This is a genomic window from Humibacter ginsengisoli (assembly GCF_054780095.1).
Genome location: NZ_BAAGWZ010000001.1, coordinates 218,543 through 235,351 on the forward strand (window position 1 = coordinate 218,543; position 16,809 = coordinate 235,351).

Consider the following 16,809-nt stretch of genomic DNA (forward strand, 5'->3'; position numbering starts at 1 on the left):
AGCGCCGTGTCGAAGCGACCAGGCGGGCGGTAGCCTGGTGGGGCGGCCAGGTGGGGAAGGAAACCGAACGACGACCAGGAAGAAGACGATCGGCACGGTCGTGCTCCTCGTCGCGTTGGCCCTGATGGTGCTGTTCCTGGGGTACACCTTCGCGTCGCCGTGGCTGGAGCAGGTCGACCCGAAGTGGGTGAGGTGCGAGGTCTATTCGTCCTCGCCGACGCGCACCGGCACCAGGGTCACGGGTTACACGGTGAAACTCGCCACGAGTTGTGGCCAGGTCTGGTACAACAAGGGGGTCCGAGCCGACAACGTCAAGGAAGCGGCACGCCAGTTCGCGCCGCACACTGACTACGACTTCCGTTTCGGCTGGCTTTCGCGTGTCTACTTGAGCCTCGGCTCTTCCGGAGCCACGGCCGAATCCTGGCGCAAAGCGCCATAGACTCGCGTTTCGAGTCGCCTCCGGCGACACGCATGGCGGGCGGTCGACGTTTATCCGCCAAGAGGGAGATGAATGAACCAGGCCACGGCGCTCCTGATCAGCTTTCTGCTGCCGATTGTGGTGTTGTTCCTCGTGACCGCGGTCGTCTCGAGCCTGGTTCGACGGGCGCCGTCTACGGCGACGTGGAAGGCGACTCGTGCCGGCGTGTTGTTCGTGGTGTGCTCGCGACGATGGCAGCGCGTTCTGGTGCGCACCGTGGGCATCGCCGCGATGGTGATCGGATGCTTCCTCCTTCTCGTCGCGCTGACCGCACCGGGTGAGTCCCCAACGCCGGGCATGGGCATCGCGGCCGTGGTCATGGCGGTCGTGGGCATCCTCTTCGTCTGGCTGGCGCACGGCATGGCGAGGTCACGTTTGGAGGTGACGTCGGACACGGTCTGGGTGTTTCGCGGAGTGGGGGCACCTCGTGCGGTCGCGGTCGGCGACATTGCCGCGCTCAAGCCTCTGGCCTCGAACAACTACGGCGGGGTGGTGGCGCGTTCGGCCACGAAGCGGCTGTTCCACGCATCCCGCATCCTGCTGGGCTACCCGCAGCTGATCGAGTTCCTCCGCGCGCGCCGACCGGATCTGGCGATCCCGGATGCGTCCTGGCCGCTCTGACCGGGCCCGCCGTACGCCGTCACCGTGGCCGCCGTTCCGCTGGCCGCTACGTCGTAGCCGGCGCTCCGGTGACTGCTACGTCGGGGCCGGCGCTCCGGTGACTGCTACGTCGGGGCCGGCGCTCCGGTGACTGCTACGTCGGGGCCGGCGTTCCGCTGACCGATACGTCGTAGCCGGCGTTCCGCTGACCGCCACGCAAGCGCCGGAACCTCGGCCGCTTTGCGCGGCCCCCTACGCCAGCGCCGGGATGACCTCCCGCTCGAACAGCTCCCACCCGGAGGTGTCGTACGCAAGCTCCGGGAAGTAGTGGATGCTGTACCCGAGCCCGTGCTCGGCCCGCTTCCGCAGTCGCTCCACGACCTGTTCCGGTGTGCCGAAGCCGTCTGAGCCGAGGTACTCCTGCTCGATGCGCGCCGTGCGCTCGTCACCGAGGTGGGGACGCAGTCGGGCGAGCACGGCATCCAGCCGGTCCCTGGCCTCCTGCTCGGTCTCGGCGATGATCGTGTTGAAGTTCGACGAGCGGGTGATCGCGCCGAAGTCGCGCCCCAGCGTCTCGCAGTGCTCGGCAAGCACCTGCGACTTGTGGTCGAACTCGTCGAGCGAGCCGGTGAAGTTGGTGTAGTCCGCGTACTGCGCCGCGATCTTCAGCGTGACCTTCTCGCCGCCGCCGGCGATCCAGATCGGGATGCCGCCGGGCTGCAGCGGCGTCGGCTGCACGATCGCGCCGTCCACCTGGTAGTACCGCCCGTCGAGGGTCGCGGTGCCGGTCGTCCACGCCTGCTTCATGATGTCGACGCCCTCGCGGAGCATCCGGAGCCGGTCCGGGACCTCGGGGAATCCATAGCCGTATGCCCGCCACTCGTGTTCGTACCAGCCGCCGCCGATGCCCATCTCGATGCGTCCGCCCGAGACGTGGTCGACGGTCGCCGCGACCTTGGCCAGGTACGTCGGGTTGCGATACCCCATGCACGTGCACATCTGTCCGAGACGGATGCGCTCGGTCGACGCGCCGAACGCCGACATCAGTGTCCACGCTTCGTGTGTCGCCTCTTCGCTCGGCACGGGAGTGGTGTGGAAATGGTCGTATACCCAAAGGGATTCCCAGGGGCCGGCGTCTGCCTTCTGCGCGAGACCGCGCATGGTGGGCCACTGCTCGGCCGAATCGATGCCGACGAGGTCGAATCGCCAGCCCTGAGGGAGAAACGTTCCAAATCGCATGCTGTTCACGTTAGCGACCGGTGCGCGCCATCGTGCTGCCGCCCCGGCTGCCGCGCACCCGGGTGCCGCCGTCTCCGGCTGGCAAGGGCGCACCGAAACTGCACAATCGCCGCTGACGCTATAGACGCCGCGTGGAGACTACGCCCGTTCCCGCAAGCGTCGGCCCCGCATCCATAGCTTCGGCGCGGTTGCCAGGTTCGGGCAGTCGGAGACCAGGTTCCGGTCGCCACGACGCCCCATAGCGTGGAGGGCAAGGGCGGGCTCTAGCCCGCCCGCGGCAGCCCGAGGACGGGGGATTGCGGCATACACGCGCACGCGTCTCCTCATCGTCGCGCACCGCCGCCGCCATGACGGTCACCGCTCTTCTGAGACGTGTAACCGGTGTGCTCGAGCGGAGGAGCCTGCGCTGATGTGGTGACCGGTCTCGGGCGAGAATGATCGCGGGTTGTGCCTCAGCGTCGCGAGCATCCTTGCATCCTGTGGACGGATGGGCTGCAGGCCCGTGGCACGAAGCTTGCGGTCCAGCCGTCCTGGGTGGACGCTGTCCCCGAAGTCCCAGCGGGCGAATCCACCTTCGTGTCGCCGCAGGCGGTCTTCTCGCTCCTTCTCGGCGATGAGACGGTTTTCGGACTCTCGAACGTCGGCGGCCCGGTACTTTCCGTAGCCATCCGATTCACCCACGATGCGACGTGCTCGCCAGTAGAAGTCGACCCGGTCAGTGACACCTTCATAGTGAAATTCGATCTGCAGCTCCGGCCGTGGGTAGCCCAACCAGAGGATCGCCGCTCGTCCCACGGACTCCGCAACGGATTCCGCAAGTGGGTTTGTCTCGCTCAGAACCCACTCGAGCTGGCGAATGCCGCGTTTCCAGCTCTGGAGTCGAGCTCGTTCCAACAATGCGGATGTCGTCACTCCGCGGCCAGCGGTGCGCAACGCTGCATCCATGACGGCCAACGCGAAGGCCGGCGGCAACACGCGAGCAAGGTCGAGGACGGTGTCCGCTATGCCGACCGCGGCTCCTTCTTCCGTGGAGGTGATCGCCCGGCTGTCGGCGAACTTGTGTAACGCGAGCCCAGCTGCCGACGTGGAGTGAGCCTGTGGCCAGTCGCTGAGCACGTGCACATGCTTCGGCTCACCGAACACCGGAAGGCCGAGCAGACTCGCCGACGACTCAAGGCAGAACACCGCGCCCGGGCGGCTGAGCCGTACAGCATGCACACGCGCGAGGTATCGGTCCCAGGGGGGCAACGCTTCCCACTCCGCTTTCGGCGCGAAAACGCGAGAGTGCACACGCGTGAACGCCGAGTCGCGGTGCAGCGGTTTACCAGCCGCGTCCCCAGCGACACGGAGGGCGATGGGGGAGGGAACAAACTGGACCATCTCCCGATGGTCGGTCGCCGCCGGACACCGCGCGACGCATCCCACCCGATCTGTGGAGAACTAGCGCTTGTGGATAAGCGCATCCGCGGAGGCGTGGGATGCGCATCCCACGCCTCCGTCGCGCCGCGCGCGCCATCGAGACTTCGGTTTTCGCGCCGACACTATGGTCAAAGTCCATAGTCCCGGCGGGAGTTTCGTAGCCTCGATGACCAGTTCGTAGTTTCGGCGGTAGATCGTAGTCTCGACAGCGGGGACGCTCGCGCCCGCCAGCGAGGTGGATGCGCCCGCGTCCGTAGCGAGGTGGGATGCCTCGCTGCGCCCGCCAGGGAGATGGGATGCCTCGCTGCGCCCGCCAGGGAGATGGGATGCCTCGCCCCGCCCGCCCGCGAGGTGGGATGCCCCGCACCCGCCGGCGCGGCACGGCGCTGCCGCCCACGGCACGTCGCCGCCCACGGCACGTCGCCGCCCACGGCACGTCGCCGCCCACGGCACGGCCCCGCCCGCCCCAGCCACGGCACGTCCCCGCCCACGGCACGGCCCCGCCCGCCCCAGCCACTACCGCCCCACCCACGCGCATTTGGAGCGACACGCCGCGTCGAGTAAGCTATTGCGGGTGTGCGCTCTGTGCGCGCTTGAACCGTGCCCGTCGCGACGGCGGACGAGGAACCAGCTCAATCCGAAACCACACTGTTCAGGGAGCCTTGCACTCGCGGGCTACCCCCACGGCATACCCACCAACAAAGAAGATGCCGCTGCTCTGCGGCATCCGGTGGGTCGCGATGTGAAAAGAATCATCAACGCTGTCACCGTGCAGCACAACTAGGAGAAACAGTGCCAACCATTCAGCAGTTGGTCCGCAAGGGCCGCGCGCCCAAGGTCTCGAAGACCAAGGCGCCGGCGCTCAAGGCCAACCCGCAGCAGCGCGGCGTGTGCACCCGTGTGTACACGACCACGCCGAAGAAGCCGAACTCGGCGCTCCGCAAGGTCGCCCGCGTCAAGCTCTCCAACGGTACCGAGGTCACCGCGTACATCCCCGGTGAGGGCCACAACCTGCAGGAGCACTCGATGGTGCTCGTGCGCGGCGGTCGTGTGAAGGACCTGCCCGGTGTTCGCTACAAGATCATCCGTGGCGCGCTCGACACCCAGGCCGTGAAGAACCGCAAGCAGGCTCGCAGCCGCTACGGCGCGAAGATGGAGAAGAAGTAATGCCTCGCAAGGGTCCCGCTCCTAAGCGCCCCGTCGTCGCCGACCCGGTTTACGGTGCTCCGGTCGTCAGCCAGCTGGTGAACAAGATCCTGAAGGACGGCAAGAAGTCCCTCGCCGAGAGCATCGTCTACGACGCGCTCGAGGGCGTCGCCGCCAAGAACGGTCAGGATGCCGTCGCCACGCTCAAGAAGGCGCTCGACAACGTGCGCCCCACCATTGAGGTCAAGAGCCGCCGCGTCGGTGGTTCGACCTACCAGGTGCCGGTCGAGGTCAAGCCGCACCGCGCGAACACTCTCGCCCTGCGCTGGCTCACCAGCTACGCGAAGGCCCGTCGCGAGCGCACGATGACCGAGCGTCTCATGAACGAGATCCTGGATGCCTCCAACGGTCTCGGTGCCGCCGTCAAGCGTCGCGAAGACACGCACAAGATGGCCGAGTCGAACCGCGCGTTCGCTCACTACCGCTGGTAGATATCCGCCTCCCTAGCCGGAACAAAACGGCCCCGAAACGGGTTGTATCTGAACGGACGCACGGGGCGGCAGGATGCCCTTTCCCCGCCCCGCGCGCCGGCTCAGTCGGCCGGCAAATCACACCAATCTTTCTCCGGAGGAATCCCCGTGGCACAAGACGTGCTCACCGACCTGCAGAAGGTCCGCAATATCGGCATCATGGCGCACATCGATGCCGGTAAGACCACAACCACCGAGCGCATCCTGTTCTACACGGGCGTCAACCACAAGATCGGCGAGACGCACGACGGCGCCTCGACCACCGACTGGATGGAGCAGGAGAAGGAGCGCGGCATCACCATCACGTCTGCCGCGGTCACCTGTTTCTGGAACAAGAACCAGATCAACATCATCGACACCCCCGGTCACGTGGACTTCACCGTCGAGGTGGAGCGCAGCCTGCGCATCCTCGACGGCGCGGTCGCCGTGTTCGACGGCAAGGAGGGCGTCGAGCCCCAGTCCGAGACCGTGTGGCGTCAGGCGGACAAGTACAACGTGCCGCGCATCTGCTTCGTCAACAAGATGGACAAGCTGGGTGCCGACTTCTACTTCACCGTCGACACGATCGTGAACCGTCTCGGTGCCAAGCCGCTCGTGCTGCAGTTGCCGATCGGCAGCGAGAACGACTTCGTCGGCGTCGTGGATCTCATCGAGATGCGCGCGCTGGTGTGGCCGGGCGACGCCAAGGGCGACGTGACCATGGGCGCCCACTATGAGATCGAGGAGATCCCGGCCAACCTCAAGGAGAAGGCCGAGGAGTACCGTCACGCTCTGCTCGAGACCGTCGCGGAGACAAGCGACGAGCTGCTGGAGAAGTACTTCGGCGGTGAGGAGCTGACTGTCGCCGAGATCAAGGCGGCCATCCGCAAGCTCACCGTGAACAACGAGATCTACCCGGTGCTGTGCGGCTCCGCGTTCAAGAACCGTGGTGTGCAGCCCATGCTCGACGCGGTCGTCGACTTCCTGCCGAGCCCGCTCGACGTGCCCGCCGTGCAGGGTCACGACGTGCGCGACCCCGAGAAGGTGCTGGAGCGTCACGCGGATGCCACCGAGCCGTTCTCCGCGCTGGTCTCGAAGATCGCCGTGCACCCCTTCTTCGGTCGCCTGACCTACATCCGCGTCTACTCGGGCCACCTCGAGTCCGGCGCGCAGGTCATCAACTCGACCAAGCAGAAGAAGGAGCGCATCGGGAAGATCTTCCAGATGCACGCCAACAAGGAGATCCCGGTCGCCGCGGTGACCGCAGGCCACATCTACGCGGTGATCGGCCTGAAGGACACCACCACCGGTGACACGCTGTGCGACCCGAACCAGCAGATCGTGCTGGAGTCCATGACGTTCCCGGAGCCGGTGCTGAAGGTCGCGATCGAGCCGAAGACGAAGGCCGACCAGGAGAAGCTGGGCACGGCCATCCAGAAGCTCGCCGAAGAGGACCCGACGTTCCGCGTCGAGCTCGACCAGGAGACCGGCCAGACCGTCATCGGCGGTATGGGCGAGCTGCACTTGGACATCCTCGTCGACCGCATGAAGCGGGAGTTCAAAGTTGAGGCGAACGTGGGCAAGCCCCAGGTTGCCTACCGCGAGACCATCCGCAAGACGGTCGAGAAGCTCGAGTACACGCACAAGAAGCAGACCGGTGGATCCGGCCAGTTCGCGAAGGTGCAGATCGCGCTCGCGCCGCTGGAGGTCACCGCCGAGACGACGTACGAGTTCGAGAACAAGGTCACCGGTGGCCGCGTTCCGCGCGAGTACATCCCTTCGGTCGATGCGGGCATCCAGGATGCCATGCAGGTCGGCGTGCTCGCCGGTTACCCGACCGTCGGCGTCAAGGCGACGCTGCTCGACGGTGCCTACCACGAGGTCGACTCGTCCGAGATGGCGTTCAAGATCGCTGGTTCGATGGCGTACAAGGAGGCCGCTCGCAAGGCCAACCCGGTGCTGCTCGAGCCGCTGATGGCGGTCGAGGTGCGCACGCCCGAGGAGTACATGGGCGACGTCATCGGCGACCTGAACTCACGCCGTGGTCAGATTCAGGCCATGGAGGATGCTCAGGGCGTCAAGGTGGTGCGGGCGCACGTGCCGCTGTCGGAGATGTTCGGCTACATCGGAGACCTTCGTTCGAAGACCTCCGGCCGGGCCGTCTACTCCATGTCGTTCGAGAGCTACGCGGAGGTCCCGAAGGCTGTGGCCGACGAGATCATCCAGAAGGCCAAGGGCGAGTAACACCCCAGCAATATCCCGTAACATATCCCTGATCCCCGTAGAATGTCCGGCCGGTCCATGCCGCCCGCAGCTTCTACACGAGAGTCCTGAGGAGGACCCACAGTGGCTAAGGCCAAGTTCGAGCGGACCAAGCCGCACGTCAACATCGGAACGATCGGTCACGTCGACCACGGAAAGACGACGCTTACTGCGGCGATCTCGAAGGTGCTCGCTGACAAGTACCCGTCGAACGTGAACGTCCCCCGTGACTTCGCGTCGATCGACTCCGCTCCTGAGGAGCGCCAGCGCGGTATCACGATCAACATCTCGCACGTCGAGTACGAGACTCCGAAGCGCCACTACGCGCACGTCGACGCCCCGGGTCACGCGGACTACATCAAGAACATGATCACCGGTGCCGCTCAGATGGACGGCGCGATCCTCGTGGTCGCGGCGACCGACGGCCCGATGGCCCAGACCCGTGAGCACGTTCTGCTCGCCAAGCAGGTCGGCGTTCCCTACCTGCTGGTCGCGCTTAACAAGGCCGACATGGTCGACGACGAGGAGATCCTGGAGCTCGTCGAGCTCGAGGTTCGCGACCTCCTGTCGAGCCAGAGCTTCGATGGCGACAACGCGCCGGTCGTGCGCGTGTCGGGCCTGAAGGCGCTCGAGGGCGACGAGAAGTGGACGCAGTCCATCCTCGACCTCATGGAGGCCGTCGACGAGTCCATCCCCGACCCGGTGCGTGACCGCGACAAGCCGTTCCTGATGCCGATCGAGGATGTCTTCACCATCACCGGTCGTGGCACCGTCGTGACGGGCCGCGCCGAGCGCGGTACTCTCGCGATCAACTCCGAGGTCGAGATCGTCGGCATCCGCCCGACGCAGAAGACCACGGTCACGGGCATCGAGATGTTCCACAAGCAGCTCGACGAGGCGTGGGCCGGTGAGAACTGTGGTCTGCTGCTCCGTGGCACCAAGCGCGAGGATGTCGAGCGCGGCCAGGTCGTGGCGAAGCCCGGCTCGGTCACCCCGCACACCCAGTTCGAGGGCACCGCGTACATCCTGTCGAAGGATGAGGGTGGCCGCCACAACCCGTTCTACGCGAACTACCGTCCGCAGTTCTACTTCCGCACCACCGACGTCACCGGCGTGATCTCGCTGCCTGAGGGCACCGAGATGGTCATGCCCGGCGACACCACCGACATGACGGTCGAGCTGATCCAGCCGATCGCCATGGAGGAGGGCCTCGGCTTCGCCATCCGTGAGGGTGGACGCACCGTGGGTGCCGGTACGGTGACCAAGATCATCAAGTAGCCTTCGCTACGTCGATCTCGAAAGGGGTCGGGCCTTCGGGCCCGGCCCCTTTTTCGCGTGCTCGTACGGGAGGAGCACGGCTCGTCGTTCATCGCCCGGACGATTCACCGGTCCCCAGTTCGCGCCCGCCACGCGCGCATGCCCCCTGTTTACGGGGTACAGGGTCAAGCGGTTTCGGGCCCGGGCCGACGGTAGTCTAGCTACCTGACAGGCCCTCATCGTTGCCGTTGCGCCTGAACGGATCGGCGGCAGGAGAAGGCGTGGTCGCGCTCCGAACTGTGATCGCCCTGGCGCAATCCGATCCCGTCCATGAGACGATTTTGCGGGCGGCCTTCGCGGCGAATGCCGTGTTTCGGGGAAGGTTTTGACACGTGGAATTGCGTGATTATCTCAGGATCCTGCACAAGAGCTGGATTCTCATCGTGGTCTGTGCGCTGGCCGGTGTCGCCATCGCCGCCGGCTACTCGTTGCTTGCTACGAAGGAGTACCAGGCGAAGACCGAGTTGTACGTGTCAGTACGTGCGGGCGACAACGGCACAAGCGGCACGAGCGATCTGGTGCAGGGCACCAACTTCGCGCAGCAGGCGGTGACCAGCTACGTCAGCGTCGTCAGTAGCTCGGCGGTGCTCGATCGGGTGATCAAAGATCTCGATCTGAAGACGACGTCGGGCCAACTCGCGACGAAGGTGTCGGCGCAGTCGCCTCTGAACACGGTGCTCATCGACATCACGGTGACCGAGAACGATCCACAACTCGCCGCGAAGATCGCCAACTCCATCGGCCAGAACACCGCATACATCGTCACCAACAAGCTCGAGAAGCCGGCCGGCGGCGTGAGCCTGGTGAACGTTCAGACCGTGCAGGCGGCCGTGGCACCGGATGCCCCGTCGAGCCCGAAGATCCCGTTGAACGTCGCGCTCGGCCTGCTCATCGGACTCGCCGTCGGGGTGGCTGTGGCCGTACTGCGCAACGTGCTCGATACGCGCATCCACTCCTCCCACGATGTCGAACAGGTCACCGACCGACCGATCCTCGGAGGGATCAGCCTCGACCCGAACGCGCAGAAGCGGCCGCTCATCGTGCACACCGATCCACGCAACCCCCGGGCAGAGTCGTTCCGCAGCCTTCGTACGAACCTGCAGTTCATCAACATCGGCGACGGTCCCCGCAGCTACGTGATCACCAGCTCCGTTCCGGGCGAGGGCAAGAGCACCACCGCGGCGAACCTGGCGATCGCGCTCGCGGAGACCGGTGCCAAGGTCACGCTCGTCGATGGTGATCTGCGTCTTCCGAAGATCTCGGAGTACATGGGCATCGAGGGTGCCGTCGGGTTGACGGATGTCTTGATCGGCCGCGCGGAACTAGCCGACGTGATGCAGAAGTGGGGTCGGGGCCAGTTGTATGTGCTCCCGGCCGGGCGAATCCCGCCCAACCCGAGCGAGCTGCTGGGTTCGCGGGCTATGTCCCAGCTGCTCGGCACTCTCACCGACACGTTCGACTTTGTACTGATCGATACCCCGCCCCTGCTACTGGTGACGGATGCCGCGGTCGTCAGCAAGATAACCGGCGGAGCCATCATCACGGTCGCCTCCGGCCAGACGAAGAAGAACGAGCTCGCCGGTGCCGTGCGCGCCCTGGAGCACGTGGGCAGCCGATTGGTCGGCATGGTCATCACCATGCTGCCCACGAAGGGCCCGGACTCCTACGGTTACGGGCAGTACGGCTATGGGATCGATCACGAGTTCGCTGAAGGCGTCGAGGAGGCGCCACGCAGCACCCGCAGAGCGGCGCGGGCATGAGCGGGTTCCGCATCCTCACCGTCTGCACCGGAAACATCTGCAGGTCACCGCTTGCGGAGCAGCTACTCCGAGTCGGCCTCGACGGGCTCGATGTGGCGGTGAACAGCGCAGGCACCGAGGCCTTGGTCGGGCGGCCTATGGATGAACGTGCCGCGCGCTACTCGGCGCAGTCCGGCGGAGATCCTTCGAAGCACCGTGCCCGCCAGCTTACCGTCGAGCAACTTCGCGATGCCGACCTCGTGCTCACCGCATCGCGCGACCATCGGCGCCGTGTAGTGGAGACTCTGCCGAGGGCATCTCAGTACACGTTCACCTTGCGCGAGTTCGAGCGGCTCCTGGCCACGCTGAACATCGACGACCAAGCCGAGATCGCCTCGGTCGGCGACGCCGTGCAGCGCGCAACGACGCTAGTGGCGATCGCCGCATCCAATCGGGGGGTTGTGGCCCCTCTGGAAAACCCGGACGACGACGACATTGTCGACCCCTATCGACAAGACGATGCGGTCTACGAGAGTTCCGTGCGCACCACTGTGGAAGCCGTGCGTTCGATCGTATCTGTGATGCTCGATGCGACCGCGGCGTTCGCGCAGGAGTAGCCGGTGGCGCGGACGAGACGAACGAGTGTGCCTGGGCGGATGTATGGCCCTGGTCGAACCTGGGCGATCGCGGGTCTGATCGTCTTCGTTGTGGTGGACGTGCTTCTCGTCGCGTGGGCCCTCGCTTCTGTGAACGCCTCGCCGAAGGCGCGGAAAGATCCGGCGACCGCAGTCGCGACGAATGCGTCCACGCCTCGTCCGACTCCCACCGCAACGAAGACGCAGGCGGCGATTCCGAACGCCGTGGCACCGACGCGCGTGCTGTCGGCGTTGGATGATCAGGTCGCCTGGCGCGCCACCACTGGTGCGTGCCCCGCCACGGCCGCCGGTCTGGAACACACCACCGACGGCGGAGGGACGTGGCAGCCGGCCGACGCGGGTAGCCTGTCGGGTGCATCGTCGGTGCTGCGCATCACCGTGGCATCCAACACCGAAGCGGCGGCGATCACCCTCGACAAGCCGAGTTGTGCGGTGCAATACATGCGTACTTACGTTGCCGGCGCCAACTGGGCGACCTACAACGATCAGCTGACCGGGTCGTGGTACCTGGACCCGAGCAGTCCCACGACCGTGCACTCCCCGCAAGGTAATGTGCCCGCGCCCTGCCCGTCGATGGTTGGGCTCGCCGTACGGGACGCCTCGTCTGCCGCGGTGCTCTGTGCAAATCACACGGTGTATCGCACATCGAACGCCGGAGCCGGCTGGGGCGCTCCGCTCGCTGTTCCCGGCGCGGTCGCGGTCACGGCTTTCGCCAACGGGTACGCGACCGCGGCGGGCGACATCGAAGGATGCGCCGGAGTCTCCGTCTCGTCGCTCGACTCAGGCAACGGTGCGGCGACGACGAGCGGATGCTTCGCGACAGCGGCGCCACAGCCTGGTGCGGTCGCGATGGCAAGCGGTGGCAGCACATTATGGCTGTGGGCCGGCGACGCTCTCGCCCGCTCGAGCGATGGAGGTGCGTCGTGGCACTGACCAAAGGCACCCGGTTTTGGCATCGCCCTGATCCCCGTTCGGCAGAGAGGCCGACATGAAGCATTCCCTGTTCAGTGACCGGGTGCGAGCCGACACGGCTCGCCGCGGGACGTCTCTGTTCGTGCGATTCGGTTCCCAGGTCGTGCTCGACGCATTGGCCTGGGTAGTTGCGGTGTTCGTGGCCGTCGGACTCCGATATGACGGCTCGGTCGGGCAAATCTCGTGGCTCACAGTCGGCGTGTTGTGCGTAACACTGATCATTGCGCAGGCCTTCGCGGGTGCTGCATTCTCGCTCTATCGCGGCCGCTACACCTACGGCAGCTTCGAGGAGGTGCGAGCGCTGCTCTACACGGTGCTGGTCGTCGCTGCCGTCTGCGGCATCCCGTTGGCGCTGATCGGCACAACGGTGGGTCTAGCCCGCAGCATCGTTTTCGGGGCACTTCCGTTCGCCTTCGTGATGATGGGCGCCGTGCGGTACATGAAGCGTTTGTACGTCGATCGGCTCGGGCGGCCGGGAGACGATGCGAAGCCGGCGCTCGTCTACGGCGCGGGATATATGGGCGCCAACCTTGTGCAACGCATGCTGACCGACAGGTTTTCGACGCTTCTTCCCGTCGGACTTATCGACGACAGCCCAGCGCTCAGATCGCGTCAGTTACGTGGAGTCCCGGTGTTGGGCACGGGAGACGAGCTAGCGTCGATTGCTGAGCGCACCGGCGCCGAAGTGCTTATCGTCGCGATCGCGCGTGCGGATGCCGAGTTCCTTCGATCCGTCGCGGACAAGGCATCCGGCGCCGGTCTTGACGTGAAAGTGCTACCTACCCTCGATGAGGTGCTGCTCGGCGAACGCGGGCCGTCAGAGGTGCGCGACCTTGAGATCGAAGATCTTATTGGCAGGCATCCTGTCGACACCGACGTCGCATCGATCGCGGGGTACATCGCTGACAAGAGGGTGCTCGTCACAGGTGCCGGAGGATCCATCGGCTCTGAGCTGTGCCGACAGATATCGAGATTCAGCCCCCGTGAGCTGATCATGCTCGATCGCGACGAGACCGGACTTCAGGGGACTCAGTTGAGCATTTCGGGTCATGGGCTCCTGAACACCAAGGACGTCGTCTTGGCCGATATCCGAGACAGCGAGACCCTGCGGAAGATCTTCACCGGGCGCCGTCCCGAGGTCGTCTTCCACGCGGCGGCGCTGAAGCATCTGCCCATGCTGGCCCAGTACCCCGATGAGGCATGGAAGACGAACGTGATCGGCACGCTCAACGTGCTGCAGGCAGCTATGGATGCCGGCACCAAGGTGTTCGTCAACATCTCCACAGACAAGGCCGCCAACCCGTCGAGCGTGCTCGGGCACTCCAAGCTAGTCGGCGAGAAGCTCACGGCATGGGCGGCGGAGGAGTCTGGCGTTCGATACCTTTCCGTTCGCTTCGGAAACGTGATCGGGAGCAGGGGCTCGATGCTCCCGGTTTTCCAGCGGCTGATCAAAGCCGGTGGCCCGCTGACCATCACGCATCCGGATGCAACCCGCTACTTCATGACCATCCCGGAGGCCTGCCAGTTGGTTGTGCAGGCGGGCGGCATCGGTGAGCCCGGCGAGGTGCTGATTCTTGACATGGGCGAGCCGGTTCGCATTCTCGACATTGCGAAGCGGATGATTGCCGCTAGTGGCAAGGACATCCCGATCGTGTACACGGGCCTTCGGGAGGGCGAGAAGCTGCACGAGGACCTGATCGGACTCGGCGAGACCGACTCGCGGCCAAAGCATCCGAAGATATCGCACACGAGGATTAATCCGATGAACCCCGATGTCTTGGACTACGCAGGGTGGGAGCATCGGCTGCGGACGGATGATGCTGGCACGACGATCATCGACGTGGGTACCGAGAGGCGAGCGTGGGCTCCAAACCGGTCTTAATGTGCAGTTCCGTGGGCAGGCGGCCGAATGGCTTTGTGCAGTTGAAGCGCCAGTGCTTCGGAGCACCTGTGCAGTTCAGGATTGGAAACCAATGAAGTCGGACGCGTACAAGCTGGTGGTCGTGGGCCAAGGATATGTGGGCCTCCCCGTCGCGATGCGTGCGGTCGAGGTGGGCTACGACGTGGTGGGCGTTGACCTCGACGCTGCTCGCGTCGAAAGCCTGCGGTCGGGGGTATCGTACGTCGACGACATCTCGAACCAGCAGCTGCGTGAAGCGCTCGCCACTGGCCGCTACCTAGCGACGACGGATTACGACGAGAGCGACATCTTCGACATAGCCGTGATCACCGTGCCGACACCACTGCGAGAGAGCCTGCCGGACCTGACCTTCATCGAGGACTCGTCCCGGTCGCTCTCGTCGCGGCTCAAACAGGGTGCAACCGTAATTCTGGAGTCAACGACGTATCCGGGTACCACGGAGGAGTTGGTTGTACCGATCTTGGAAGAAGGGTCAGGGCTCAGGGCGGGAACTGACTTCTTCGTCGGCTACAGCCCGGAGCGGATCGATCCCGGCAACGAGACATGGAACTTCGTCAACACGCCGAAGGTTGTTTCAGGCATCAACCCGGACTCGCTTGAGCATGTCCAACAGTTCTACAACAAACTGGTCGAACGAACCGTGCCCGTGAGTAGGCCGAAAGAGGCGGAACTCACGAAGCTGCTCGAGAACACATTTCGACATGTCAACATCGCGCTTGTGAATGAACTCGCGATCTTCGCGCACCAGCTGGGCGTCAACGTTTGGGAGTCAATCGAGGCGGCCAGCAGCAAGCCGTTCGGCTATATGAAGTTCACTCCGGGTCCTGGTGTCGGGGGACACTGTCTGCCCGTTGATCCGAGCTATCTTTCCTGGCAAGTCCGACGCAAGCTGGGGCAGAACTTCCGATTCGTTGAACTGGCGAACGACCTCAACGATCACATGCCGGACTACGTGGTGGAGCGCCTGATCGCCATTCTGAACGCCGACAAGCGTGCGCTGAATGGCTCGCGCATCGCACTCGTTGGGCTCGCGTATAAGAAGAACTCGGGTGACATTCGAGAATCGCCGGCCCTTAGGCTGATCGAACTGCTCGACGAGTACGGTGCGAATATCGTGGCGATCGATGGGCACGTAGAGCGGCAGCGCTGGCCGGCCAAAGTCGAGCAGGCGGCCGACATGACCTCCTTAGTTCGAGGCGCGGACGCAGCGATCCTAGTAACCGATCATGACGATCTCGATCTTGACCAGCTCGCGCGCGGCACGCTTCCTGTGCTGGATACCAAGAACCGTCTTCAGGGGCCAACTATCACGCGCCTCTAGAACTTGCGTTAGTACGAAGGCGCTCGAGGAGTTCGAACACATGCGGCGCCGCGGGCCGGTCGCGCCACTGATCGTAGGCGGAGCCTGCGCGTTGTCGCTCGCTCAGGCGATCAACAGCCGGAGTCGAGGCTCGCTGTTGAATGGCGCGCACCCACTCGACGGTCACCAGGGGAACGACAGCGCCGCCGCCGGCTTCGAGTGTTGGGGTCCACGGCGTATGCGGGCTACAGATCACAGGGCACGAGACCGAGAGAGCCTCGGCGATAACGTGGCCGAAATTCTCGCCAGCCGTCGGCATCAAAAGCACGTCATAATTCGAGAGCGTCTGACGGGTTTGATCTGGCTCGAGAACGCCTCGAAAGCGTACAGAGACATGAGCGGGGGCACGTGACGCCAACACTTTGCAACGTTCGAGATACCGGACGTCCTCCTCCGGACCATATATGTCAAACTCAACGGCGGACTTCACCTGGGTCAGCGCTTCAAGGGCGAGATGGAGTCCTTTGTGCTCGACGATGCGACCGAGGAACGCTGCATGAAGTGGTGGTACGTCCAACGTTTGGGTAGACCCGATCGACGGCGGCTTGTCAGAGAGGGCGGGAAGAAGGACCTCGTTCTCACGGACCAGGATGATGGCATCATCGCCCCAAAGCTCGCGGATCGACTGCGCTTCCAGTTCGGAGGAAGCGTGCCAATAGACCTCTTTGTGGAGACGTAACAGGCGATACAGCGCAATATAGGCACGCTTCTTCAGCGCTCGCCGGTTCAGCGCCCCCTCACCAAACTCCCCTCTCGGGGCGAGAAGGCGAACCGTTCGCCCCCAGAATCCGAAGCGCCATAGTAACTGCGGGAGGATTGAGAAGCGCGGATCGAAGTAGCCGTTGATGTAGAGCACCTCTGGTCTTACGGCCCGGAGAGCACGGAAGCCGCGCATCAACCCGACGGGCGAGCTGGCTGACGTGTAGTACACGGACGCACCCTCCCCTGCCTGCCAGTTGTTGAATGGGACGGTGAGCCTCTCGGTTGCACCTAAATCCCGATCGCCGGTGAGGACATAGACCTTAAAGTCTGATGGCGCCGCCAAAACAAGCGCCCGTAGAGTTCGGATCGGTCCGCCGCCATTCTTTGCGGGGGCGAACAGCGGTGCAAATACACCGATAATGCTGGACACTCACGAGCCCTTCAGATATGCGGCTGGGAAACGCCGTTCAGTAAGCTTCGCATGAACCC

General features: G+C 64.7%; 14 protein-coding genes. 11 read left to right on the forward strand and 3 right to left on the reverse strand.

The genetic code is table 11. The annotated features are described in order from the left end of the window. Window positions 1–37: 37 nt before the first annotated feature. Window positions 38–439 (forward strand): hypothetical protein, encoded by a 402-nt coding sequence (locus tag ACYVI5_RS00750; protein ID WP_460578584.1) that lies wholly within the window; start codon window positions 38–40, stop codon window positions 437–439. Window positions 440–511: 72 nt separating this feature from the next. After that, entirely contained in the window at window positions 512–1,099 is a 588-nt protein-coding gene (locus ACYVI5_RS00755; RefSeq protein WP_460578585.1) for a hypothetical protein, read from the forward strand. A gap of 231 nt (window positions 1,100–1,330) precedes the next feature. On the opposite strand, the gene ACYVI5_RS00760 is transcribed toward ACYVI5_RS00755, so the two are convergent. Together ACYVI5_RS00760 and ACYVI5_RS00765 are read right to left on the reverse strand one after the other, a co-directional pair. Continuing rightward, window positions 1,331–2,317 carry an LLM class F420-dependent oxidoreductase gene (locus tag ACYVI5_RS00760; protein ID WP_460578586.1) on the reverse strand — a complete coding sequence of 329 codons (987 nt, stop codon included), beginning with the start codon at window positions 2,315–2,317 and terminating at the stop codon, window positions 1,331–1,333. Between the two features lie 354 nt (window positions 2,318–2,671). After that, window positions 2,672–3,535 carry a hypothetical protein gene (locus tag ACYVI5_RS00765; RefSeq protein ID WP_460578587.1) on the reverse strand — a complete coding sequence of 288 codons (864 nt, stop codon included), beginning with the start codon at window positions 3,533–3,535 and terminating at the stop codon, window positions 2,672–2,674. Between the two features lie 993 nt (window positions 3,536–4,528). Here ACYVI5_RS00765 and rpsL point away from each other — a divergent pair. The 9 genes from rpsL (at window position 4,529) to ACYVI5_RS00810 (ending at window position 15,579) form a co-directional block, all read left to right on the forward strand. After that, window positions 4,529–4,903, forward strand: a complete 375-nt coding sequence (rpsL, locus tag ACYVI5_RS00770) for a 30S ribosomal protein S12 (RefSeq protein ID WP_460537808.1) — start codon at window positions 4,529–4,531, stop codon at window positions 4,901–4,903. Then, window positions 4,903–5,373, forward strand: coding sequence for a 30S ribosomal protein S7 (rpsG, locus tag ACYVI5_RS00775; protein ID WP_022900966.1), 471 nt, complete (start codon window positions 4,903–4,905; stop codon window positions 5,371–5,373). The genes rpsL and rpsG overlap by 1 nt, the downstream gene beginning before the upstream one ends. A gap of 147 nt (window positions 5,374–5,520) precedes the next feature. Continuing rightward, the gene (gene fusA, locus ACYVI5_RS00780; RefSeq protein ID WP_460578588.1) at window positions 5,521–7,635 is read left to right on the forward strand and encodes an elongation factor G; all 2,115 of its coding nucleotides are present in this window, start codon (window positions 5,521–5,523) and stop codon (window positions 7,633–7,635) included. A gap of 102 nt (window positions 7,636–7,737) precedes the next feature. After that, the gene (tuf, locus tag ACYVI5_RS00785) at window positions 7,738–8,931 is read left to right on the forward strand and encodes an elongation factor Tu (protein ID WP_325454851.1); all 1,194 of its coding nucleotides are present in this window, start codon (window positions 7,738–7,740) and stop codon (window positions 8,929–8,931) included. Window positions 8,932–9,302: 371 nt separating this feature from the next. Continuing rightward, on the forward strand, window positions 9,303–10,730 hold the full coding sequence (locus tag ACYVI5_RS00790; RefSeq protein WP_460578589.1) for a tyrosine-protein kinase domain-containing protein: 1,428 nt from the start codon (window positions 9,303–9,305) through the stop codon (window positions 10,728–10,730). Continuing rightward, window positions 10,727–11,326, forward strand: a complete 600-nt coding sequence (locus tag ACYVI5_RS00795) for a low molecular weight phosphatase family protein (RefSeq protein WP_460578590.1) — start codon at window positions 10,727–10,729, stop codon at window positions 11,324–11,326. The genes ACYVI5_RS00790 and ACYVI5_RS00795 overlap by 4 nt, the downstream gene beginning before the upstream one ends. Before the next feature lie 3 nt (window positions 11,327–11,329). After that, window positions 11,330–12,298, forward strand: coding sequence for a beta propeller repeat protein (locus ACYVI5_RS00800; protein WP_460578591.1), 969 nt, complete (start codon window positions 11,330–11,332; stop codon window positions 12,296–12,298). Between the two features lie 55 nt (window positions 12,299–12,353). Continuing rightward, window positions 12,354–14,219, forward strand: coding sequence for a polysaccharide biosynthesis protein (locus ACYVI5_RS00805; RefSeq protein WP_460578592.1), 1,866 nt, complete (start codon window positions 12,354–12,356; stop codon window positions 14,217–14,219). Window positions 14,220–14,310: 91 nt separating this feature from the next. Next, window positions 14,311–15,579, forward strand: coding sequence for a nucleotide sugar dehydrogenase (locus tag ACYVI5_RS00810; RefSeq protein ID WP_460578593.1), 1,269 nt, complete (start codon window positions 14,311–14,313; stop codon window positions 15,577–15,579). Here ACYVI5_RS00810 and ACYVI5_RS00815 read toward each other — a convergent pair. Further along, window positions 15,566–16,750: a glycosyltransferase family protein gene (locus ACYVI5_RS00815; RefSeq protein WP_460578594.1), complete on the reverse strand. Its 1,185-nt coding sequence runs from the start codon at window positions 16,748–16,750 to the stop codon at window positions 15,566–15,568. The two genes, ACYVI5_RS00810 and ACYVI5_RS00815, sit on opposite strands and share 14 nt — an antisense overlap. Window positions 16,751–16,809: the final 59 nt, after the last annotated feature.